Annotated in this window: 15 protein-coding genes; 2 read left to right on the top strand and 13 right to left on the bottom strand. The window is 54.5% G+C overall.

Translation table 11 applies throughout. From position 1 onward, the window contains the following. Positions 1–164: 164 nt before the first annotated feature. Positions 165–1,394, bottom strand: coding sequence for a hypothetical protein (locus ABSG47_RS00725; RefSeq protein ID WP_424165064.1), 1,230 nt, complete (start codon positions 1,392–1,394; stop codon positions 165–167). A 327-nt stretch (positions 1,395–1,721) separates the two neighbouring features. On the opposite strand from ABSG47_RS00725, the gene ABSG47_RS00720 reads away from it, so the two are divergent. After that, positions 1,722–5,132, top strand: a complete 3,411-nt coding sequence (locus tag ABSG47_RS00720; RefSeq protein WP_424165061.1) for a TonB-dependent receptor domain-containing protein — start codon at positions 1,722–1,724, stop codon at positions 5,130–5,132. A gap of 118 nt (positions 5,133–5,250) precedes the next feature. On the opposite strand, the gene ABSG47_RS00715 is transcribed toward ABSG47_RS00720, so the two are convergent. From ABSG47_RS00715 to ABSG47_RS00670, 10 genes are all read right to left on the bottom strand, one after another. Beyond that, positions 5,251–5,703 carry a DUF2147 domain-containing protein gene (locus ABSG47_RS00715; protein WP_424165059.1) on the bottom strand — a complete coding sequence of 151 codons (453 nt, stop codon included), beginning with the start codon at positions 5,701–5,703 and terminating at the stop codon, positions 5,251–5,253. A gap of 61 nt (positions 5,704–5,764) precedes the next feature. Further along, positions 5,765–6,925, bottom strand: a complete 1,161-nt coding sequence (locus tag ABSG47_RS00710; RefSeq protein WP_424165057.1) for an NAD(P)/FAD-dependent oxidoreductase — start codon at positions 6,923–6,925, stop codon at positions 5,765–5,767. After that, positions 6,922–7,692 carry a methyltransferase domain-containing protein gene (locus tag ABSG47_RS00705; RefSeq protein ID WP_424165055.1) on the bottom strand — a complete coding sequence of 257 codons (771 nt, stop codon included), beginning with the start codon at positions 7,690–7,692 and terminating at the stop codon, positions 6,922–6,924. The genes ABSG47_RS00710 and ABSG47_RS00705 overlap by 4 nt, the downstream gene beginning before the upstream one ends. A 514-nt stretch (positions 7,693–8,206) precedes the next feature. Beyond that, a complete protein-coding gene (locus ABSG47_RS00700; RefSeq protein ID WP_424165053.1) occupies positions 8,207–9,010 on the bottom strand; it encodes a WecB/TagA/CpsF family glycosyltransferase in 804 nt (267 codons plus the stop codon). Continuing rightward, positions 8,998–10,074 carry an NAD-dependent epimerase/dehydratase family protein gene (locus ABSG47_RS00695; RefSeq protein WP_424165051.1) on the bottom strand — a complete coding sequence of 359 codons (1,077 nt, stop codon included), beginning with the start codon at positions 10,072–10,074 and terminating at the stop codon, positions 8,998–9,000. Before ABSG47_RS00695 ends, ABSG47_RS00700 begins: the two co-directional genes overlap by 13 nt. 148 nt (positions 10,075–10,222) lie before the next feature. Further along, positions 10,223–11,695, bottom strand: coding sequence for an exopolysaccharide biosynthesis polyprenyl glycosylphosphotransferase (locus ABSG47_RS00690; protein ID WP_424165049.1), 1,473 nt, complete (start codon positions 11,693–11,695; stop codon positions 10,223–10,225). 46 nt (positions 11,696–11,741) lie between these two features. Continuing rightward, positions 11,742–12,932 carry a glycosyltransferase family 4 protein gene (locus tag ABSG47_RS00685; RefSeq protein WP_424165046.1) on the bottom strand — a complete coding sequence of 397 codons (1,191 nt, stop codon included), beginning with the start codon at positions 12,930–12,932 and terminating at the stop codon, positions 11,742–11,744. A gap of 217 nt (positions 12,933–13,149) precedes the next feature. Next, a complete protein-coding gene (locus tag ABSG47_RS00680; RefSeq protein WP_424165044.1) occupies positions 13,150–14,469 on the bottom strand; it encodes a GumC family protein in 1,320 nt (439 codons plus the stop codon). Next, complete coding sequence (locus tag ABSG47_RS00675) at positions 14,466–14,807, bottom strand: hypothetical protein (protein ID WP_424165041.1); 342 nt, start codon at positions 14,805–14,807, stop codon at positions 14,466–14,468. Before ABSG47_RS00675 ends, ABSG47_RS00680 begins: the two co-directional genes overlap by 4 nt. Before the next feature lie 48 nt (positions 14,808–14,855). After that, positions 14,856–17,870 carry an SLBB domain-containing protein gene (locus tag ABSG47_RS00670; RefSeq protein WP_424165039.1) on the bottom strand — a complete coding sequence of 1,005 codons (3,015 nt, stop codon included), beginning with the start codon at positions 17,868–17,870 and terminating at the stop codon, positions 14,856–14,858. A gap of 392 nt (positions 17,871–18,262) precedes the next feature. Here ABSG47_RS00670 and ABSG47_RS00665 point away from each other — a divergent pair, with 392 nt between their 5' ends. Continuing rightward, a complete protein-coding gene (locus ABSG47_RS00665) occupies positions 18,263–19,402 on the top strand; it encodes an HPr kinase/phosphorylase (RefSeq protein ID WP_424165037.1) in 1,140 nt (379 codons plus the stop codon). Between the two features lie 114 nt (positions 19,403–19,516). On the opposite strand, the gene ABSG47_RS00660 is transcribed toward ABSG47_RS00665, so the two are convergent. Together ABSG47_RS00660 and ABSG47_RS00655 are read right to left on the bottom strand one after the other, a co-directional pair. Then, positions 19,517–21,535 carry a glycosyltransferase 87 family protein gene (locus tag ABSG47_RS00660; RefSeq protein WP_424165034.1) on the bottom strand — a complete coding sequence of 673 codons (2,019 nt, stop codon included), beginning with the start codon at positions 21,533–21,535 and terminating at the stop codon, positions 19,517–19,519. A gap of 225 nt (positions 21,536–21,760) precedes the next feature. Further along, on the bottom strand, positions 21,761–23,257 hold the full coding sequence (locus ABSG47_RS00655; protein ID WP_424165031.1) for a B12-binding domain-containing radical SAM protein: 1,497 nt from the start codon (positions 23,255–23,257) through the stop codon (positions 21,761–21,763). Positions 23,258–23,325: the final 68 nt, after the last annotated feature.

The raw sequence follows: 23,325 nt of genomic DNA, 5'->3' as shown, positions 1-23,325 counted from the left end.
CCCGGTCCAACACTAGGCTTGCCTGGAACATTTCGTGAAGCTACATCGTGTAGCAGCCTTATGCCTGATACCGCTATCTAATTTATTTTTCAGTTGGATACATTCTCAATTAAAGAGACCGTTTTGCACTACGTATGATACGGATGTTCAGGGAATCCGCTCTCTCACCACGTCTCGACGGCGAGGACGGTCGGAGGGCCCGCGTGGTCGTCAACGACATTTGTCTCTATCACGGCCTCCAGATTGAGCTCGGTCCAATTCTTCGGCGCTTTTTCCAGCATTGCATTTAAATACGTTGGATTGGAGACGACCTCACTGGCCGCTTCGGTTCCTTCGCCTAGAATTCCCGCGAGAATAATGACCGGCTGGCCAGTGACGTTGTCGTGAATCCTCGCAACGATGGCGTAGTCCTTCGCCAGCTTGGTATATGGAACCTGCCATTCGAGGGTCCAAAATCGCTTTTGCGCGCTCTTGCGATCTACGACCTTCCGCACCTGTGAGTCAACCTCAAAACCGAATGGCAAATCCTGGGTAATCCGCATCGTCCAAACGTTGTCAAACGCGCCAATGAGGACAAACGGACCTTCGCGGAGTTGGGTAAAACCGATGTCTGAATCGGAGACTACGCGAAATGCGCCGTTCTTAGGAACAAGAGGAACAACGGACCGCGCTAACGTGATCACGTCCGAAACATGAAGGCTGCCATAGAGCGGCATCCCGTTGGGCGTCGTGCGATTCCGATCAACCGCATCAACGGGTTGTCCCAGGCAGTATGTGACTCTGCTTGAGGTGGCCGTAATAGGCTCCCAAAAGCGTTCCATATTTGTTGGTCGTCCCGGAAGCCGAATGCGTCCCGCCCCAAAGCCGACCAGAAGGGCAATCAATAAGCAGGCAGCAAACAGCGTCCACGGATGCGAGTTCTTCACCGGGACGATTTCGGAGTCCAGGGAATCCTGGGAAGCGATATCGCTGTTCTCCGAGTTCACCGCTTCTGGAAGCAGAGCCGTCTTTAAGATAACCGGATCCCGGAATATAGGGACATAAGAGCCGACCAGGAGCTCAATCACAAGCTCTCCCGTGTGGTCCGTGTTGTAGTAGTACTGGATCAGCCTTTTGCGTACTTCAGCCGCGGTTGTGCGGACAACCGGGTCAAGATTCACGTCGTAGCTTGGCTCACGGCCGAAGGCTTCAACGCCGATTGTCCGTTCCTTCAATTCATGCGCATGGCCAAGTAACGTCTTCTCCACGGTATATGCCAGAAGCACCGGGTAGCGCTTGCTGTTCGTGAACAAGGGGTGGGCAAGGAGCCGCTTCAACTGCTCGCGAACCGCCGCGACACTCGGCGGAGATTTGGCCCAATTCGCCTCATTTTCGGTTTGTGGAGACTGCAGCATGGTGAACTCTACGTTTCTTTTGCTTCTCGGCGCTATTGCTCCGCGCCTTTCGTATCTTGTCGCTCCGAGGCGCGGATTCCGCGACACCTGGGATTGCGGCAAAATCGACCGACCAGCATCAGTCCATCATTATTCCACAAGGATGTTCTCCAACGGAGTATCATACATCCCCTTCTGTCGCTACATGGCGTGCCTAAGTAATTGAAAGATAGGGGCGTTTCCCGATGCCTATCGCATTACTACCCGATGGGCCTTATCCGTGTTTACCCATATCCGTAGAGTCACAGTCGAAGATTCTTCCGGAAGTGAAAGCGGGCACACGATCCAATGTCAGTAACGATCGGCTCATTCAAGATTGGCGGTGGACTGCCAATCTTCCTCTGCATCATGGCGATCTTGAGCACAGGGAATTTTCTTAGCTGTGACATGTGGGCGCAAGCCCCAGTTGCGAACTGGGCAGGGACGCTGCGTAAAGATGGAATCTCGTCCGTCAGGGATGGGGCAGTCCTGTTGGAGTCAGACGCGAAGCACTACTCGGCACCCGTGAAATCGGACGGCACTTTTTCGTTCCGGAATCTGCAGCCGGGGGTCTACTCTCTGACAGTTAATTCCGGCGGCCATCTTTACCACAGCATCACCAAAGTATCGGTTTCCTCGACCGCCTCGGACGTGACACTCCTCCTGGGACGCGACGGCTCAGTCGAGATTGCCGGTTCGGAAGCTGGAAAAACAACGGATACAGATCAACTCACCAATAAGGGAGTTAACGAAATTCCCCTCAATAAGCGGGATTTCAGCCAAATTCTGCTTCTCGCCGCAGGAACCGCCAGCGATTCTAACGGCGCGTCGAATTTTACACAGCAGTTTGCCATCAATGGGCAGCGCGGAGTCGAAGCAACCTTCGGGCTGGACGGGGCAGACATAACCGATCCTGCGATGGGCGGTGGCACGTTTACCAACTTTAACGTGGATGCCATCTCAGAGTTGCATTCATCCGCTGGCGTCATGCCAGCGGAAATCGGGAACGGAGCATCCGGATACACTAACATTCTCACTCGCAGCGGACTGAACAGTCTCCACGGGTCATTTTTTGAATTTTTGCGAAACTCGGCCTTGGACGCTCGAAATTACTTCGACCATCCTTCTCCCGTGAGCCCAGGACGTATTCCACCTTTCAGGAGGAACGAATTTGGATTCACGAATGGTGGTCCTCTTCTCCCCTCAAGGTGGCTCGGCGCAGACAGACCTATCTTCTATTTCATCGAATATCAAGGTTTCCGGCAGGTTCTTGGGACGACGCAAATTCTCTCGGTTCCAACTGCAAATCAAAAGCTGGGCACGGATACGACCGCGTTTGAAGGTGACACGCTCTTTGTCCCCGTAAATACTTCCATCAGCGCGATACTTGCACGCTATCCGTCGCCCAATTATCCGGTTGGTACATTCGGCGTGAACACATACGCAACCTCATCGGAGGTTGTTACCAACGCCGACCAGTTCTCCGGAAGGCTCGATTTTCAGTTGGGCACCAAGGATCGCTTCATGGGACGCTTTTCCCTCGATAATCTCACCGGTCCAACGACGAATCCCGATCAGACCGTGATTGACCCGAGCTTTGGTGTGGAATACGTCGACCACCAGCGCAATGGCGTCCTAACCTGGCTGCATACTGCGTCGCCACGACTTACGTTTGAGTCGTCCCTGAGTGCCACACGAACGACACCTTCATTCCCGGCGCCCGATCTTACCGATCCTGCGGTGAAATTCAATGACTCACTCTTTGAGCCGTTCAACGCCCCTGGGGGAACGGTTACCAGAGACTATGGGAATCTATTCCAGGCCCGTGAAAATATCATCCGGATCATTCACTCCCACACCTTAAAATCCGGCGCCGACTTTCGGTTGGTTCTGAACGCTGGATACTATGGAAGCAGCCCCAATGGCGAATATGATTTCGGCGGTGGAACAGCATACTCTCCAGTCGAAATCAAGTCAGCAAGCGGCTCTCACGATATACATGTTGGAGATCCGCTTCCTGACACCCTTTCGGCTTTGCTCACGGGCAGTGCGTTTGCTTATACGCGCGCAGTAGCACCCTCCTATTTCTCGAATGGCCCCAATATCGGCCCCGCCGCAAATACGCGAAAAGCAATCGCGCTTTATGTGCAGGACACCTGGAAAGTAACGAGCCGTTTGTCTATTGAATACGGGATTCGATATGAGATCTATACGCCAATGGCGGAACGGGGAAATCGCACCTCCGGATTCTTCCCTTCTCCGAATGGCGGTCAGGTATACCTCATCAATCCGGAACCGCGCTATCGGACCTGGATGAACAACTGGGGACCACGCGCTTCGATCAACTATCAATTGAAAAGAAGCCTCCAAATTCATATCGGCGCAGCCCTGACAACTATTCCACCCAACCTCTGGCAGGACAGCCTGCAGACTGGCAACCTTCCTTTCGTATTTTCTCCTCGAGTGACCGCGGGGCCTGCGGCATTCGTTCCCTATGGCTTTCAATTCACTCCGCAACAGTTACCGCCTGTCTATACGCCTGACGGCACAAACATTTTCGCGGGCAGAAGAACCAACGATGTTCCCCACAACACTCAAGTCGATATAGAGCGGCTGGAGAGCGACATTGCCGATGTATCCGAGGGAGAAACCACACCATTCAACGTTTCAGCTATCAGAAAAGATTTTGGCAATGCGGCTCTCGGAACCTGGTCGTTTGGATTAGAGCAATCAATCGGTCAAATAACTGTCTCCGGTAACTACGTGAGCACTACCGCATATAAACTGCCGCGCACCGCTTTCCCTAATGCCTATCCAGGAGCAACAGCAGAATTCGCTCCGTATACTCAATTCAATTCCAGCGGTTTGGCCATTGGTGGGTTTGGGACAGAGACTGAAATGACGGCTACTTCTCACTCCTCATACAATGCGCTTCAGTTCTCTGTTCAAGGCCAAACTCCACACGGTGGACCTGCGCTCCAGGCCAACTACACGTGGTCCAAGTCGATCGACGACACCAGCAGTGTAAACGGAACATCCGCCACTAGCTCAGTCGGAGCGATTTCCGAAGCAGCGCCACAAAACCCTTTCGATACTCATTCAGAGCGAGGTCCGTCGACCTTCGACACAACGAATTCCTTCTCGCTGAGTCTTACGCAAGATCTCCCGGTGTATGCGATCAGTCCATTCAGTCATGTGAGCGACAAGCTTGTACACGGATGGCAGCTCATAAGCATCTCAACTCTTTCTGGTGGAACGCCCTTCACGGTCTATTCGGGAATCCAGCAAACCGGTGTAGGGTCCGCAAACGCGGATCGGCCTGACCTGATAGCCAAGCCAGCCCTGTCCACTGCGCGCGCAGACAGAGAAGATTATTTCGGGCGCGGATTGGACAACGCTTCATTTTTCTCAATACCAATAGACTTGCCGGGAGGTACTGGACCCAACCAGGGTCGCTTCGGAACTCTCGGCCGGGATACATTCCGGGGACCGGCGTTCTACGATTATGACTTCTCGTTGGTGAAGGACACGCCAGTAGGCCGCCGCAAGGCAGGTACAGAGCTGACCAATGTACAGTTCAGGGCCGAGTTCTTCAATCTGTTCAACATCGTGAATATGGGCTTGCCATCAAACACCATCGTTGGAACAGGCTTTGGTGAAATCAACCGAACGGCGAACGATTCTCGCCAAATTCAATTCTCACTGAAGATCGAATATTAAGTGCGACAAGAACAAAAATAGCGTAGCCGATTCAGGAGTGCGAAATCATCTGAATATACCGAGGCCTCAGCGCGACCGTCGCTCGCGTAAAGCATTGTTTCGCAATAAGGCCAAACAGTCAGTGCGTTCTTGTGTCGATGCAGGATGGAACTTTCACCGTAACGCGCCGCCAGATCTCCGTTTTGCCGAAGATGGGCATCCCAATGTAACCACGAAGCTTCAGGATGTCCCCTTCGACTGCCATTGCGCCACTATACGTGTTTCCAGATTTTGGATCATATAACGTTCCACCTGAAGCATGAGTTGGATCAGTGAAATGAAACTGGCGACCGATTTCAAGACCACAGAGAGCGCGATGCCGCTGAGCGGGGTCGGGATTATGAACATCAGTTGAGATGGGAGCATTCGGACTCAGATCTATGAGCTGGAGGCAGATGTCACTGGAACATCTCTCGATCCGGACGATCGAGCCTGTTGGCTCTCCCCAATCACCGAGAATGGAAGATGCCTGAGCGTTGAATGGTGTTGGACTGACTGTAAAGACAAGCACGGCGAAAGCAAGCAATCGCATACGAATACTCCGGAACAGATGGAACGAGCATGATTTGACTGAAGAAAAACAACGAAAGAGCTTAAGGACTTGCGGCCCGTATCGCTGCGTCCGGCACACGCGTGACCGTGAATATTTCCGACAGGACGGAGGGCCACAGCCTGACAGCTTGTGCGAGCGATGGAATAGCAATGAGCAGACGCGAAAGTATCGTCCCAAAGTAGAGCCGACGCTCGAATTGGTTGCGCACTTCCTGATGAAAAGCGGCTGGAGTGGATCCTTCAAGATAAAGCTGAGCCGCCCGATAGGCTGTATAAAGCGCGAGCGCCATTCCGTCGCCGCTGAACGATGGAATAACAGCGGCCTGATCTCCCAGGCGCCAGGGCGAGGGATCATTCGTGGATCCTTCCGCGCAGTAGCCATACGGAATTGAAGAGATCGCCATCGGGCGCTCGAGGATGGGCACGGCTCCCCTCAGACGGCAGGCAAGATGAGCAGAGTGCGTCTGCATGTGATCGAGCAGATGATCCCAGCGACCTTCGAGCGACTGCAGCTTTTCCCGCGTGATGAGCGCGCAGAGGTTGGCGCAGCCTCCCTCCACCATCTGCAGCCCCGCGTATCCTCCCTCGTAAAGGATGATCTCCACATAGCCGGCCAATTTCGCCTGCTGCTCCGGCGAGAGGGTGAAATACATCTTGAGAGCAATCAGTCCGCTCTGAGTCCCCTTGGGAGAGCGCGACCAGCCGCGGAGGTCATGCTTGCCCGTAGCAAGAAATGCATCTGCGGCTTGAATCGAGATGGAGGTGTGTGTGCTGTCTGTTATCTGAGCCCACCAGAGATCAGAAGTTTCTCGTCCAGGTTGATGTGACAGGCTCTCCGCCGTGTAGCCGCGCAGCAGGCTCACCCCTGACTTTTGTGCTCGTCGCAGAAGCGCTTCATCCAGGACTTGCCGAGTTAGCGAAAGCGCCGGAGCCGGCAGGAGAACCTCCGCTAAAACATCCCGAGCAGCCACCCGAACGGAGTGGATCGTCTGCGCTCCAAGCTGCTCTGGATGGATGCCGTGGTGGCGAAGAAGAGGCAGGCTTTCAGGGCTCAGAAATTCTCCGCAGACTTTATGTTGCGGCCGTTCACTCCTCTCAATCAGAACCACCTGTCGTCCGGCGTTAGCAAGAGCAATGGCGAGGGTTGATCCGGCTGGACCACCTCCAATGATCAAGGCATCATGATAAAGCGACGTGATCATGGCTCTTTTATCCTTGCAACGCAAAGGCGCGCAGGCCAGCGAATATCGATATGAACGGAGCCTGCGGGAAGGCCAGAAGCCTCTGCATACCGTCTCCAGTCTGACGGCAGAAATGCCCTGAGGATGGAAACCGGCCCATCGCGACGTACCAAATGGTGCCAGCGCGCCGCCATAGCCAGCGCCTTGAATCCGACATAGGAGACCCGGCTCCGGTAGAGATCATTGATAAACCAGCCTCGGCGCGCTACGCTCTCCATCCAGGCGAGAACGCGCACGATTTCGTCATCTGCAAGATGGTGAGTGAACAGAGAACAAATGACGAGATCCACGGGATCGGATGCTGTGTCGATCGAATCCATTTTTCCAGCGATCCATCGAATTCTGCTGTCGATCGGAGTGAACTCTCGTGCAACGCGAACAGCCAGGGGGTTCAAATCAATTCCTGTGAGCCGAACGGATATCCGTTTGCGCACAGCCCAATGCTCAATCCGGCGCAGCATGTCGCCCCCGCCGCAACCCACATCGACGATGTGCAATGGGCGCATCGCACGCGATTGCCGCACAACCTGCTGCAACCACTGGAGTGTGGGACGATACGCGAGCGTAATGCGGTTGACTTGCGCGAGATCGTGAAGGCACTCGCGAAGATCAGAGTACGAGCAAGGTTCGTCCATCCATTCGGAAAGCTGGGCGCGCGGACGGAAGTCGGAGGGCTTCTTCAGCTCACTGTTTTTCGTCGTGTCAGCAAGTGCGGATTCAAAGGACATGGAATTTCATCGTCTCCGCAGTGAGTCCCGGTCCGAATGACCTGGCGCATCGTGCTGAATACTAGAGCGTTCCTTTGCGCTGAGAGCGAGGCGATCCAAGACGCACCGCTGAAGATGTGGAGCAAAATGTTCGAACAGCTTCATTCGCTTTTCAGTTGTCGAAAAGTTTCCTGAGAGAAAGAGGTTCTCTCCATCAAGCGAATCCGATGTATTCCCGCTTCCGGCCTGAACGTATGAGTATCGATGGTTAATACCCGCACGTTGGACCATGTGATTAAGAACGGATCGCGCACGCGGATCGTAGAGCATCCCCGATGCATATTCGCTAAACGCCGCATGCACATCATGGGGAGGGGTGGCGGTCGCGATTCGTTGAATACACACAGAAGTCATAGTTTCAGTGCTCGATATTTGATCGCCCATGCATTGTGAATAAGACGCTCAGTTTCATCCGGGGTGTTAGTCGGTCTAAGGAAGGACATACTTCCTCTCTGAGTTGATTTCAAGAGACACGTTAGCCAACCAAGACTTCAGTGGCCGGTGGGCGGCCTTGAGGAGAGAAATGCCTCAGACCAAAGCGCTGCAAGGTGACAAGAACGAGATATGCGGGATTCAGGTAAAGATAGCGGCGCCACAATCTACGTGGCTCGGCAAGGAGACGGAATAGCCATTCCAATCCGAGGCGCTGCATCCACGGCGGGGCCTGAGGCAGCACCCCGGCTAAGAGTGGGAAAGCAGCGCCGACCGCCAGCACGGGAACTGAGAGACTTCCACGTAATTCGTAGGCGAAAATCTCCTGTCGGGGACAGCCCAGCCCAACAAAGACAATGGAAGCGCCCGATGACTGAATCCGCTGCTGGAGAGCAACTTTTTCATCTGGATTCAGCTTGCGAAACGCGGAGGGCTCGGCGCCAACAATGTTGATTCCGGGGAACATTCTCGTGAGGGATTCAGCTAACGACGTGACGACCGGTTTTGTGCTCCCATACAGGTAAATTGAAGTGCCTTCGCTCGCTGCTCGCTCGCAGATTCGTCGCATCAGTTCAGGCCCATAAACCCGGTCGCGCATCTCAGTCCCATACAGCCAATTCATCACCCAGCGGACTGGTTGACCGTCGGGAACAAGCAGGTCGAAACCATTCAAGCGGAACTTGTGCTCCGGATCCAACACGCCCGTCATAACGCCGTGAACGGCAAGAGCGGAAATCATCGCTCCGCGGTTTTTTCCAGCACACTCGAACACGAAAGAGATGGCGGCCTCGTAATCCACCGCATCGATCAATATCCCAAGGATATTTTTCTTCCCTAGATTAAGCATCCCGCCCCCCAACGCTCTGCGTTCAGCTCATAGATTTGCCGCAGAATTTCCGGAACGCCGAAGCGCAAGGACCAATCCGGATAATCAGCTTTGAAACGGGACAGATCACTGATCCACCAGACGTGATCGCCCCTGCGGTTCTCGTCAACATAGGTGTAATTCAGCTCGTTGCCGGTGATGGTTTCGCAGAGCTTTACAGCCTCCAGCATTGAACAGTTGCTAAAGCGGCCACCGCCGATGTTATAAGTCGCTCCGCAACGTGGGTTCTTAAAAAACTGATGAAATGCCTGAATCAGGTCGGCGCTATGGATGTTGTCGCGAACCTGTTTTCGCTTGTAGCCGAAGATCGTATACGGCGTGCCCACGACGGCACATTTCATCAGATAGGCGAGGAACCCGTGAAGTTGAGTTCCCGAGTGGTTTGGCCCCGTCAGACATCCACCACGAAAACATGCTGTCCTCATGCCAAAGTAACGGCCATATTCCTGAACAAGCGTATCTGCGGCTACCTTTGACGCGCCGAATAGGCTATGCAGCGTTCCGTCAATTGACATGCTCTCCGGGATTCCACCAACATATTCATGCCCCGAATCAATTTCCCAACGGGTATCCAGTTCCACGAGAGGCAAGAGATTGGGCCGATCTCCATAGACTTTATTCGTCGACATGAAGATGAATACCGCTTCAGGAGCATGATTCCGTGTTGCTTCAAGGAGTACGGACGTACCGTTTGCATTGACGGTAAAGTCCGTGATGGGATCGCTGGCTGCCCAATCGTGCGACGGCTGCGCCGCAGCATGTATGACCAGTTCGATATTCGTGGAATACTTAGCGAAAACACGGTTTATTGCAGATGCATCGCGGATATCCACGTCGTAATGTGTATAGCCCCGCAGATCTTTCTTCAGCTTGTCCGTCATCCACTGCGTGGAGGCGGACTGGCCAAAAAACACCTCCCGCATGCCATTATCGATCCCCACCACGTCGAATCCGAGAGCTGTGAAGTAAGCAGCCGCTTCCGACCCAACTAATCCAGACGATCCGGTGATGATTGCGACACTCATTGATTTCCTCGCAGACGGATATGGTAAGTGACCGTTACTGTGCAACGAGAATCGCGTGGGCGACAACCAGGACCACAGCCGTCACATGTGCCACATTGTGTCGGGAACAGGGATAGCCGATATCGCGTCGAGCTTCGTTGAGCATCCGTCATATCCCACCCCGCATTGCAAAGAGCAACGTGTGAATCAGAATCGCGATATCCATAAAGAAGCCGCGGTTGCGGAGGTAGTAGAGGTCATACTGGATGTTCTCGTGGATAAGGAATGCTCTGTCCGCGCTCAGTTGCCACAGACCCGTGATTCCGGGTGCTACCTGGAGTCGTTGCCGCTGCTCGGAGGTATAGGTTTGCACGATGAAGGGCATCTCCGGCCTCGGCCCGACCAGGGACATATCTCCCAAAAAGACGTTCATTAACTGGGGCAATTCATCCAGGCTGGTCCTCCTGAGAAGCCTGCCAATCCTGGTTATTCGTGGATCGAATGGCGTAGTCGGCGAAAACTCATATCGCGGCGTGCCTTTGTGCATCGAACGAAATTTGTACATCTTGAAGATCGCTCCGTTGCGGCCTACTCTCTCCTGAACGAAGAGTGCGGGACCAGGCGAGTCGAGCTTCACTAAGAGTGCAATGAGGAATAAAGGAGGAGCGAATAAGAGCAATAACAACGAGGACCCGATCAAGTCCACAATGCGCTTTGCGATTGAGTAGGGCCCGCGCTCGAACGACTCAAGCATAGGGGTGAGCGACAGACCATCGATGTCCATCGACTCTGTCCATTTCTGTTCCTGGAGTTCGATAGCGGAAAGAAACAGGACCCGCGATCCTACCTGCTTTGCCGCATCCACGGCGGTGGCGATTTGCTCCGAGGAGAGGTTCGGAAGCGCCATGACGAGGGTGCTGCACTGACAGGAGTTCAGTAATGCGGATGTGATGGGCCCACGCTGCACCGGAACAGAACGGCGCCGGCGGTATCCCATCTCAGGCATGCATTCTCCATCCAGGGAATCATCATGCGTGATCACTGCTATTGGATCGAGTCCCAGCCTGACTGAATGAGAAAGAGCCGAGAGGATACGTTTGCCTGTGTCCCCTATCCCGTACACGATCACTCGGTCAACGCCGCATCCCCTTGCGTGCAGTGCGCGGATGACCGCAACGAATGCATGCTTTTGCAGGATCAGCAAGACTGGAATCAGGACGAGCGCAACAGGAAAACCCACCCTGGAGAATTTCAGATTCAAGAGAAGGCTGAATGGAAGCATGACGAGCAGGGACTGAACAGGGATGCGAATCGCGCGTTCCGTTTCCCGAATCTGGAGCAGGCCGCTGCTCCCCTGATACGCTCCGTTCTTGTGTAGAAGAAGCACCGCAAATAAAGAGACAGCGAAACTCACAGCCGAGGCTTCGCGCAATGGATATTGAATTTGGCTGCCAATGTATAGCGAAGGGTCAGGAAGGTAAGCCGCAAAAATGCCGAGGGCGCAAGTCAGAAAGTCGGCCACCATCTCGATCGCTGCCGAGATGCTCTGAAACAGGCGGATTGACATCGCGCGCGATTCTGGATGAGAAGCCGCGAGAGTTTCGGTATAGAGACGCGGTGTAACGGATTCATTTGTGCTCATTTTTCCTCCTTTCCGCAGGGCAGCGCGAATATGCGATTCTTGAGCTTCATAGAGACTGCCTTTCCGACTTCGCCACGTTGATCGAAGCGGAGGTCCTGGCATTCTCCACGGGAACGGCAGCCGTTATGAGTCTGCTATAGAGGCTGATGTACTGCTTTGCGAGAACGGAAGCGGAGAACTGAGGAAGAACAACAGGCTTTCTCTTTGGATCCTTGAGAACCTCCACAATAGCCTTTGCGAGCGTCATCTCCGCGTCTCGCCCCAATGCCACAAACCGGCATTGACCATCGCCTACTTCCCGATGCGCCGGTATGTCCGAACAAACAATCCGACAGCCAGCAAGAAGCCCTTCAGCAACTGGCAGCCCGAACCCTTCAGTCAAAGAGGGAGCTACGACGGCTTCACACCGCGTGTAGCACCATTGCAGCCCTGCTTCAGACAGCCCTTCAAGAAAGCAAATACTCCGGTCAAGGCTCAGGCTCGACACCAGACTGTGGATATTGTGAGTTTCCTGAGCAGGAATTCCGAGGATGATGAGCTTCATATTTGAAGCGACCTGTCCAGAACGAAGGAGCCGATCGAAGGTCCGAATCAGCAGTGAAAGATTCTTGTTACGGCGATGCTGCGCGACACAAAGCAGAAATGGCTCGCCCCGCCAGTTGGGGAGGGGTGACTGCGTAGCGCAGGCTGACTGCCCCTCAACGCAGTTATAGATCCGGACCCCTTTTTGCGATACGGCGTCCGATGAGTACTGCTCCAAGCGGAGACGCGTAGCGTCGGAAACGCACGCGATGGCGTCGACGTTGCGAAGACATTGCTTCAGGACCAGGCGATTGAAGATGAACTTAGGGAATCCAAAGTTCATAGGGATCTCGTAGGGATACATATCGTGCAGCGTCACCACCGTCGGACATCTGAACACGGCAGCATTGACGGGCATCGGATAGGTGAGATGGACCAGATCGACTTTCAGTCGTGCCGCAAGCTCCGGAAGCCTCCGGTAGTGCCAGACATTCCGGCTCAGTGAGCTTGGCTCCATGTCGGCAATATGCGTTGAAAGCCGTGCATCAGGCGTAATGCCCGCGGCCTGTACCAGCTTGCGCTGCCAGGGCGCGACAACGAGGTGCACAAAAGACACCTCCTGATGCTGCAACAAACTGCGCACGAGATTGCAAGCGTGACGTTGTATGCCGGAGATATTCGAGGCGTATGAGGCGGCAGCAATAAGAATCTTCACGATTGCGATCCCCCCGAAACCTCATAATGGATAGCCACGTATGAAACATAGTGCCTTCCCGTTATTTCCGCGTGTTGCCGACTCACCAGCGGCAGATATGGCGAGAACACGGGCGCACCGTAAAGAGCACGAGCTATGGGTAGGCTCCCGAGAACCGAGACGGTCGGATAGGAGCCATTGTGCGGAAGGTCATACGCGGCGTTCGCCAAGTGTGTTTTCATGCGCCGCCTCGCTTCAGGCGAATGGAGCGAATGCGCCGATGCAATACCGGCAGAACGTCGGCTGCGAGCACCTTGCGCGGATCGCGAGGATCGACCTTCGCCCAGTGATCACGGACCAGAATCAGAGTCGAGGCGCCCGCGAACGCAAGAAACGTAAACAACAGAGTTAGCAACAAGCGCGGGGGGAATGACTTCTTCTCCGGTATTCCCGGAGAATCGATCACATTAACAGCGGGAACGTCTTTGGCTTCTTCGATGCGAGCCATCTCGTACTGCTGCGTCAACAATTCAAAGACTGTCTCCTGCACTCTCACACGACGATAAAGATCGGCGTATGGCACCGCAAGGCGAGGGAGTTGTCGAAGCGGCGGATAAAGTTCGCCATTGTCATCTGCATTGAGCGTCGCATGGCCGGCAGGAGCATTTCCAGAAGGGAGAGGAGCAGATGAGCCCGTCATTTTTTCCAGGTCCCGTTGAAGAGACGCGATACGCGCTTCCGTTTCCCGCACGCGCACGTTCCCATCCCCATAGATTTGCCGGAGCGACTGGAGGCCAGACTGCTCTACCAGGAGCTCTCCTTGTACGCGAGCGCCCGCATCGACCAGCCCACGCGTCTGTTCTTTGATATCAATCGTGCTGGTCTTGCTTGCAAACTCGCTCAGGGCAAGCTGGGCCTGCTCAAGGTCCACTCCAACAGAGTGGAGACGGTTTTCGATGAAGACGCGCTCTTGATGTGCGGAAGAGGTGCTGGTCCGTGTGAGCAGGTTATTCAACTCATCAAGGTACCCCTGCGCCAGGTCACGGGCGCGCACGGGGTCCTTATCCAGGACTGAAATAGTAATGACGCCGCTCTTCTTATCGTCGGTGATAGTCGTGAGACGCGCCAGGTGCTTGGCCGTGGTGTATCGATAGTGTGTGTGATAGACCTGCTGCAAGTGAAAGCGATCTATTAGATGACCACTGACGGTTGCGCTTTTCAGAAGATCTTCATAGAGCGCCGCAGTGGGATGACCGGAGAATAAGCTCCCAGCCAGACTGCCAAGGCCGCCAAGTGCGCCGGCGCGGCCCGCCAGCGCGGAGAGAAGCATTGCGCCCGAACCCTGTTGATCAGGGGGCATAATGCTCGTGACGGCCTTGTAGCGCTTGGGTATGATAAACGCTATACCAAGACTTACGACCAACGCGATAGCCGTCACGCGCACAAGCGTTCGACGGTGCTTCCAAAGCAATGCCGCGCGCGCAACCCAGTTATCGACTGGTTCTGCCGGCATCTGTTCGGCCAGATTCGTAGATGAGGTCACGACCATCGGACTCATGGTTTTCTTCTCGCAATGGCACTGTAAGAGATCTGGATTGTGAGTGCGTCGTTGCGCTGGGGTGTTGGCGAAAGCAGAGGAAAACGCCACCACTCCGCTTGGTTTTCTACACCTGGCTGCCACTCAGGACGAACCTGGAGATTGGCAGCCACCATGCGAGCGCAGGCAATTCGCATCCATGTATAAAGGCTGAAAATAGCACCCGGAACATATCCCTCCGCAGCGAGACGATCGAGGGCGGGATAGACCCAGCTCTCAATTGGCACGTATGCCGACGCCATATCAGCGGTGCTACGCGAATTCGATGTGCCGCTGGCTTGAAGCATCGTAGTGGACATGAGACATACCAAGAAGATTGTTATGAAACGTGGTGAGAACATGGCGCGCTAGATGTTCGCCACAGCTGCGGTAATGGCAATCGATGAAGCGAGTTGTGCGGTCGTCAGCAGATTCCGCCAAAAGAGAGAAGCGCCGATGACCTTCTGGGGTACGACAACAACGTCGCCCGGATCAAGCTTTGTTGAGAGCACGCTTGGATCAAAAACACCCCCAGAATGACGACCAATGACCGAGCCGTTCGCACGGATCACAAAGATATCCTTGCGGTTGGCGGCGTCACTGGTTCCGCCGGCATGCTGGAGATACCATTTTGCGGTCTTGCCCTCCGTGAAGGTGAGTGCGGTGACGTTATAGACCTGGCCAGTCACAAGAACAAAACTGGGACGCTTCGGAATGGTCAGCACGTCTCCTCGGCGCAACTCAATATCTGCAGGCGTATTGGCCCAGCTATCGATGTCAGCGGTAATGTCGACGACCTGACGGCCACTCTCCGGCTGGCTCTTCAATTGCGCCAAGACCTGGTCTTGTTGCGCCTGAATAAGTTTCAATGTTGTCCCTGAATCGCTCGATCCCAGATTCGGTGAAAGACGTGCTGATGCGGAGCTGGTTTCAATCTGACGAATCAGCTCTTCCTTGCTTTTCTTTTCCAACTCGCGCACCTGATCCCGGACCAGCACTGCTCCAGTGGGATAAGCCGTATCGCGGAATCCTCCAGCACGCCGAAGAACGGAGCTAAGCCGCTCTCCCTCCTGAAACCCGTAGGTTCCTGGGAACTTTACCTGTCCAATAATCGTTACCGATTCACCAATGTCATTCCATCCAGTGATCTGGTGGATCGTCAAAATGTCCCCCGCCTTGAGCGGAACGTCCGCATCCGGACTGGTTCCACTGACCGCCGCCCCGATACGAACTGTCACGAGCTTTCCGCTGATCCGATTTCCATCCACTACTCCGTAGCTGGTCAAATCGGCGCTTTCCCGCAGCGCGTCACGCTTGAAGCCTCCGGCCATGCGCACTAATTGCGCGGCTGTAATATCCTTCGACAACGGATAGGTTCCGGGCCGAAGCACCTCGCCCTGGATCTTAACTTTAGGCGCATCGATTTCATAGCGCCCAAGGATGCGAATGGTATCGAACGGTTGGAGGTCGAGGTTTGCATTTCCGATAAGCACTTCAGGTACATCGAACTCGATGGTTTCCGCATGGAGATCCGGAGGTACAAGCCGGACGATCTCACCATGAGCGGCGGGCTCCGGCAGCATGTCACGGTAGCTGTGCAGTACATCGCTGAGACGCATGCCGTCGGTGTAAGGTAAGCGGCCAGGACGCGCAACGTGACCTTCGAGATAGATGGCGCGTTGACTGTACGGCAATATCGGTCCTATGCGGATGCGATCTCCGTCTTTCACCTGGAACGCTGCAACAGCGTCATGTTCGGTTTGCGAATTTTCCTCGTCGGCAGCCTTCAACGTTACCGTCTCACGCTGATGGTTGGCACCTATGCGCTCGATTGTGATATGGCCGAACGAAGCCGCGGCTGTAACGCCGCCAGCATCACCGATCACGGAAGCGAGCGTTGAGTCGTCAGGCTTGACCTCGTAGATTGCCGGCCGCTTCACCGCACCGGAGATTGCGACCTGGGGACCTGCTGGAGGCACAAGCAGGGTGTCCCCGCTTTCGAAATGGGCACTTCCATTACGAACTCCGTGCAGCAGGAAGTCATATAGATCAACATCCTCGACCAACTGGTTCCCACGATAGTGACGCGCGACACGGAGAGAGCCAACGGATGTTGGTCCTCCAGCGGCATAGAGCGCGCTCAACGGAGTTGCCAGTGAGCTGATGTCATAGCCGCCGGGGCGTTGCACATCACCGACGACATATACTCGCACGGAGCGCAAACGCGAGACGGTAACAGTAGCCTGCACATCCCGATATTGTTTCTTGAGCGCTCCTTCGATCAGGCTTTCCGCTCGCCGCAAGGGGAGCCCGGCGACATCGAGGGAGCCCGCATCGGGCAACATAATGCGGCCATCACGATCGACGGCACGACTGAAGCTCTGGGTCATCCCGCCCCACATGTTAATCGTGAGCGTATCTCCTGAACCAACAACATAATCCGGCCCCAACGGCACGTCGAGCGGGGTGTCGCGACCCGCGCCACCGCGCGCCATCGCGGACATATTCCGATTGACGAAGACCTCAGAACCAAACCGCTTCAGTGACGCAGTCTGTTCGGGAATCTGCGTATACAGATCACGCATCGACTGGAGGTTGTAGGGAGTGGGCTGCCGAAGAACCTTCGGCATGTCGGTAGAGGCATTCGCTGTCTCCCGACCTCGCCTTTGCTCAGCATCCAAACTGTTGCTCATGGAATTCATGGAGTTCGTGGAGTTCATGGATTGGATTGAACTCGTGCGAAGGTCGTTTTGATCCGATGAGGACGACCCGGAATCCAAACCAGAAGCTGCAGCGAGCCTCGTGGAGTCGGTGCTGTCAGATCCCGAAAGCGAGCGTTGCCCAGGGAATGGCTCGCCCCCGGTGCTTCCATCGACTACATTCGATCCCGCAGTCGGAAGATCGTTTGATGACGCATATCCGCGCGCTCGCAAAAACGTTGTAATGCTTGTGCGCAAGTTGGCATTCGTCTCGATCTGGTTGTAGAGCATCTGGTCAGTAATGTCGTTGGCATCGATCTCCGTTCCCTGTTGCTGCAGGCGATCGGCGACTTCAGACTTCAACTCCACGACGAGATCCGGATTTTGTTGCAGAATATGAATGATCTGGTCGGAAGAAAGGGAGAGTGGTGCTCCCATGCCGCTTGCACCCAGCGAGGAATTACGATCATCCTCGGAATCCTGGGTATCAGAGGATCCTGTCTCAGGCGAGAGTCCCGTCAAGCCCGAGCCATTGCTCTGCGTCGTGGACTGTGTCGTGCTCTGAGTTGGATCGGAGCCAGTCGGCATCTGGCCATACGCGACAGCGTGAGGGATAAATGTAACTGCTGCCAAAAACACCGCTATCAGAGCCGACTGCGGCATGCGATTGCAACAGGCGGGCATGCGCGATCGATCTCTTCGAGCAACACCGACATAACGGGAGAATACAGAGGATTGCGACAATGGGCTTCTCTCTTCCACTCTCACCGTAAATATCCGGCAATATCCGTGTGTCATGCGCTGGTCAACGAATTGTCATTCCTTTGTTGTCCGACGCAAAACCGCGAGAACTCACAAAATGCCGCCTATATTTCGGAATAAACCTGGTTCCGGGGCGCCGAGGAGTAGCAGAGCCCTCGGTGAGTCGAGTCAAAGGAGCGCATTCAACATAGCAGAAGCCTATTCCATGGATGCGCTTTCTTGATTGCGCCCGGCGTCATTCGATTAAGATCGTGACAATTCTATTACCCTGCGGTGACAACTTCGCTCGGCTCGTTCCTTAATCTCGGAGGCAGTTGCGCCCTTTTACGCCGGGGCTTCAGAAACGCTTTTTAAAATTTGGAATGCCTATGCCGCGAGTTGATGCCTTCGTTCAGACCGAGATGCCTTCTCCACTTTATGGAAAGGAGGAGGATAATGCTGCAGGCAGCGAGAGCATCCGATACAAAGCACGGCAGAAAGATACTACTCACACGTCGAGTAGACCGCAACATGCCCTTCTCTCCGACATGGAGCTACCGCTCCGTCGAACCTTTTTCCCGCTCGGTTTTGCTGTTGAGATTATCACGAATGATCCAGATGTCCTGGAAGCCGCGCATGAGAGCTTTGGGCACAGGCGCCTATGCCGGGGAAGCGCCATCCTGCAGGTGCGCATCGGCATCAGCGAAGGAGGCAGCTCAAAGTGCCCACCCGAACCCACGCAGCGTGAATACAACCACCTGTATTCCCTGGTTGCAGATGGGGATAACCAGGCCCTGCTCGATCTGAGAGCTTGCACGAGCTTCGTTTGGCTGAAGAAAGCCGCGCTGAACAACCGGCTCTATTTCCGTTATAACTTCCTCGAGAAAGTTGTGTACCTGTTGCTCGGTGCGTCCGCCGTGACTGACATCCGCGCCGGCTGCATCAGCAAGAACGGAAAGGGCATTCTGCTTTGCGGCGACTCGGGCGCGGGAAAATCAACTCTTGCTTATGCGTGTGCGAGGGCCGGATGGACCTATACGTCGGACGATACCTGCTACCTGATCAATGACTCGAAGACTCCGCGTGTGATTGGACACTCTCATCGAGTCCGCTTCCGCCCCGAAGCAAAGGCTCATTTTCCGGAGTTGGAAAACCGAAACATTACACCGCGTATGGAGGGAAAACCGTCGATCGAGGTGCAGATTTCCGAGATCCAGGAGCTGTCCATCAGGACTGCCCCCGAAGTCAAGGTTCATTCGATCGTTTATTTGAATCGTTATCCCCTATCAAGAGGAAAGCTCGCAAGATTACCTGACGGAACAGCAACATTGCGTGCCTGCCAGGAACTCTTTTCCGCGGGAGAGATTCGCGAAAAACATGAATCGATATTGCAGATTCTCTCCGACGTTCCTACCTATGAGCTGCATTATCGCAATCTCCACGACGCGTTATGGAAGCTCGAACTCCTGACTTGAAACGCATGGCCCAGACATTGTTCCCAGCCGGCGATGGGAAGAGAGCTTCGCTCTTGTTCCAAGTGGAGTAATCTACAGTCCGCCATTTATATGTTGCGCGATTGTAACTTGCCCTTATGGGAGTACTCGTCGACGCGCCACCGCGGTGAGCCAAAGGCTTCGGCCGCAGTCGGTACTGTAGAGCAGGGTTTTCGAGTCGGTCTCCCAGGATGGCTGAATCTGATTGCATGGCTCATCGGCGATGCGCCGTGTCACGCCTGTTCTCTGGTCGCGAATCCACAGATTCCACGCGCCAGATTCGAAATGACTATAAGCCATCCAATGCCCATCGGGTGACAACGCCGGATAGCGAGATTCACCCAGCGGGAGCGGAGTGTTTGAGTGTGCCGCGTCGGTGAGAAAAATCTGTGGCGGATGCCGTCCTTCAACCGCGGAGAATGCATATTCCTTTTCAGAAAGAAATGTTGCTTCGTAAACGTTGAGTGAAGGCGGCGTGAGTGCGGTCTCGATTGCACTCTCGGGAAGGGAGATTCTTCGCGCCATCAGCCGTCCGAAGCCATGATCATTGCGAATAAAGCCAAGGCTCAGACCATCGGCGGAGAGCATAGGATCATGCGCATCCTTGAGGACCACATGCGCCGGATCCTGCATATCGACGATCCCCGAATATGGACTTGAACTTCGCTCCACCCAAATGTGCCCAGCGCCGCCGGTAAAGGAAAGATCGTCGTCAGAGGAAGGATCGACCCAGGTCGAATTTAAATTCGCCGTTACCAAATGATATCCGCTTAGTGTGAACGCGATGTAACTGGTAGCGCCGCCCAGAAGCCTCGGGTTTGCCTCGAGTAACGCCTGAGTCTTCAGCGGCAGCCGGTACGCATACTCCTGCCGCACGGCGCGTTGCAAGTGAAGAGTGGAGGGTACGCTGATTGCCACCGACGCAAACATAGCGGCCATCCACGCATACTGAGTCCAGTCCCACGAGGACTCCTTGGTTGGATGCTCAGGCCATAGCAGCACATAGATCCCCAATAGAAGCGCGAGCATCAGGAAAAGACGTGGTACATACAACAGAATTGCCAGCCCCATGATTCTGCTTGGGCCAGGCATAGGAAAGCCGATGCCGAGATAAAGGACCAGCAGAACGGCCAGCCACCAATACCATTTGCGCTCCACCAACCTCGCTGCCAATACGCATATCGGTAGCACCATAAGCACAAAGTGATAAGAGGCCGGCATGGTGGAGATGGCCAATGATGCGGTCAACAGCGCTGACCACTCCAGCAAAATCCTGTGTTGCGTGCGGTCATTTCTACGGATGAGCAGCACGGCAGGCGCCAGCACCAACATTTGCAGCGTCGGCTGCAGCAGCGCATACCACAAGGGAGAAGAGTGCCAGGGATGCGGATTCCATTGCGGCTCAGCGAGGAATAGATAGTGCAAAACGCTGGAAATGGATGCGCTCGATGTCACATAAGGCGACATCCCTTCGCCGTGCAACGTCCACGGTAGTATCTCGTGCAAGTACGTGCGATGAGGGCTCCAGCCGAAGATCACGACAGAGACAGCTACGGTGGCCAGTCCTGTAACGACTCCTGAGGCCAGGGCTCGCCAGGATCGGCGCTGTAAGAAAAAAACAAAAAACAAGATAGGGAATATCTTGCAAGCTGCGGCGACTGCTACCAGAGCCCCGGCGAGCACGTAATATTCGCGCAGATAGGCCCAGCATGCCGCAACGATCAGCAGAAGAAGAAGCACATAAAACTGACCGAACTGCAGATTCCGGTAGAGCGGTATACTCAGCGAAAAAGCCAGCGCGATTCGCTGATAACTTAGATGCGTCATCGAGCGCAACATCCAGCCGATCGGAACCAGCAGCACCAGGCTCAGCAATATCCAGATGTGCTTGGCCGTCAGCGGCGCAAGGTCTGTGAGCGGCCACAGGGCCAATGTCGAAAACGGTGTAATGGGAATCATGCCGATGACGCGAATATCGACATCGTGCTGGTCCTTCTCACGCTGGATCCAGGTCCATTCATACATTCGCGAAGTGTCATAATGCTCATGGGCCAGCCGAGCGGACATGTAATAGTCGGGGAAATCGGTAACCAGGGCGGTCCAGGCGCGCGGCATGACATGGAAGCATATATAGCAAAGGGACAGGAACAGCACTCCACGTTCTATCCAGCAGGCGGTCCGGCGATGCTGCACGATGTCCATACATCTCAGCATGGTGTCCTTTGAAGGATTAATTGTCATCTGCTTGTCATTTGACGGCCTCCAGGTTGTCGCCTGCAAAATTATAACGACTACACGGACAGTGCAATGTCTCTACAGATCTGAAATCGATGTACACATCTAGCTCCCCCTGACAGATACCAAGGCCTCAATGGGTACAAATGCAGCCGGTGCAGCAGGAGCCATTCTTTCAGACGAGGCAAGAACATCCGTGTCCCTGCTCATTGGTTCCAATTCAGTGACTTTGCACCACAATGCCTCGATCCGAGCATACGTCGCGTCTGACTGTTCCGGCTCCCGCCAGGAGTCGACTTCTGCGTGCAGGGCATCTCGGACAGCCCGATAGAAGTCGGTATTGTAAGCTGCATTGAACATAATGCAGAGATCGTCGCTGTCGGTCCAGTTGCGCTTTTGTCCCAGTTCAGCCTGTACACGCTCGTAAAACACCGTACCCGGTAGTGGATATGAGAACGAAATACCGATGTCGTCCGGCCGTGTCTTACGAACAAAGTCGATGGTCTCCAGTAATTCGATCAAAGCCTCCCCTGGATAGCCAAATTGCAGAAAATAACAGGCGCGAATTCCTGCTTTTTTCAAAAGATTGCGGGCCGCAATCACGGAAGGAAGGCTCAGCCCCTTGTCCATCGCATTCAGCACGACCTGGGACCCTGATTCAACTCCCATCCACACTTCGGCGCATCCGGCGGTTTTGAGATGCTGGACAGTCTGCTCGCTCATTAAATCGGCGCGAGACTGTATTTTGAATGGAACCGCCGCGCTTCTCTTCGTAACTTCGGCAGCAAACTCTTCCACCCAATGGTGATTCAATGCGAAGACGTCATCGCCGAACCAGAGATGGTCGACCCTGGCTTCCTCCTTAAGCAGCCTCATCTCCTCCGCGACAGCAGCGGCAGGCCGCAAATGAAATTTATTTCCTGAGATTGGTTTTGCGCACCAGTTGCACTGATACGGACACCCGCGGCTGGACACCATGTTCGTTGAGAAATATCCGTGGGCTTCGACCCAGGCCTCACGATACGGCTCCATGTCGGTCAGATCTCGCGCGGGCGAGGAGAGCTCCGACCATGCAGGGTTCTTAGAAAGCTTCTGAGAACTTCGAACGACTTGACCACTCTGATCAAGTCTTACCAGACCATCGATCTTTGGCGCCTCATCGGCATTCAGAATGGAAGCGCATAGCTGTACAAGAGTCTCCTCTGCTTCTCCGCAAAGCACATAGTCGAAGCCGTTCGCCAGGAACAACGAAGGGTTATCTGTCGAATCGGAGCCATGCACGATCGTGACAGCGCCAAATGCTCGCGCCGTTTTCGCAATCTCCCACGCGACTTCTCTCATGCGCGTGAGGCACATTTTAGACAGAAAATTAAAATCATCCTCATAGACGGAGACAATGTTGGGGCGATGAGCGGCCAGCATTTCAACAAAACCATCGGACGGCGCTTCGAGCATGGAATCGAATGCAACCACAGAGAACCCATTTGCCCGAAGCGCCGCAGCCGCATATAGCGTACCGAGTGGCATGTATGGCTGCATTTTGCGTGATTGCTTCGGATCATACGGAAGATGATAGGAATGTGTCACCAATATCTGTGCCAAAGCTCACCTCGGACGCCTATACATCGTACGGCACATACAACTGCGATCCGTGCGTCAGGTGGATTGAC

Origin of the sequence: Occallatibacter sp. (assembly GCF_049510455.1) — a bacterium.
GTDB lineage: Bacteria > Acidobacteriota > Terriglobia > Terriglobales > Acidobacteriaceae > Telmatobacter.
This window is presented reverse-complemented; position numbering and strand designations above follow the sequence as displayed.